Origin of the sequence: Vibrio sp. YT-18 (genome assembly GCF_033337345.1) — a bacterium.
Taxonomy (GTDB): Bacteria; Pseudomonadota; Gammaproteobacteria; order Enterobacterales; family Vibrionaceae; genus Vibrio; species Vibrio alginolyticus.
The window spans coordinates 1-1,109 of sequence record NZ_JAWOQO010000219.1 but is presented as its reverse complement, the minus strand read 5'-3'; the positions used below and the strand labels follow the sequence as shown (position 1 = coordinate 1,109).

Genomic DNA, 1,109 nt, shown 5'->3' with positions numbered 1-1,109 from the left:
ATACAAAACTGGCGATTTGATGGCGCGCGGCACGAACGACGTAAGAAACATCGTTATGACAGCTGGCGAAGGGGTATTAACGGCAGCCGACTCGGTTATCACAGGCATAGCAGTATTGATCATCATGGTCACGCAAGTCAGTTGGAAACTGACCGTTATGGCCCTGTTGCCAATGCCATTTCTCGCGGTAATTATTTTCTTTATCGTCCGCATTCTTCACCAACGTTTTCGTGTCGCGCAGGAAGCATTCTCTTCGATGTCCGATATGACGCAAGAATCCCTAAATGGTGTGCGAATGTTGCGTGCTTTTGGTTTGGAAAACCAAGAGCAACAACGATTTGAAGATGTCGTTGACGATACTGGTGCTAAAAACATCGCGGTAGCGAGAGTAGATGCGCGCTTTGACCCTGCGATTCAGTTGACGATTGGTCTTTCGTTTCTTCTTAGTGTGGCGGCAGGCGCGTATCTGGTCGACAAAGGCGAAATCACTCTTGGTGATTTGACAGCCTTCACCATGTACTTGGGTTTGATGATTTGGCCAATGCTGGCGTTCGCATTCTTGTTTAACATCTTAGAGCGCGGTTCTGCCGCATGGAATCGGCTACAAGAAATCTTCGATGAACAACCAGAGATCATTGGTGGTACACAACCTCTAGATAACAAACCATTACCGCTACACATCAAGATTGACGCGTTCCATTGGAGTAAAGAACTCCCACCAGCTCTTGCCGCTGTGGACGTAACGTTAGAGCCAGGGAAAATGCTCGGAATTGCAGGCCCAGTAGGCAGTGGCAAATCGACGTTACTCACCCTGCTATTGCGTCAACATGATTTAGAAAATGGCACCATTCAGTTTGGCGATGTCAAAATCAAAGACGCTATCTTACCTCAATGGCGTAATCGCTTTGCGGTTGTGAATCAGAGTCCATTTTTGTTCTCAAAATCGATCTTTGACAACATCGCCCTTGGCAATCCTCAAGCAACAAAGGAGCAAGTTTATCAAGCAGCGAAATTGGCGTGTATCCACGACGATATAGAGAAATTCCCTGACGGATACCAAACCGAAGTTGGCGAAAAAGGCATTACTCTTTCTGGCGGTCAGAAGCAGC

General features: G+C 47.2%; 1 protein-coding gene. It reads left to right on the top strand.

Translation table 11 applies throughout. The annotated features are described in order from the left end of the window. The coding region (locus R7M72_RS25545; RefSeq protein ID WP_318056519.1) for an ABC transporter transmembrane domain-containing protein at nt 1-1,109 on the top strand (1,109 nt) is incomplete at both ends.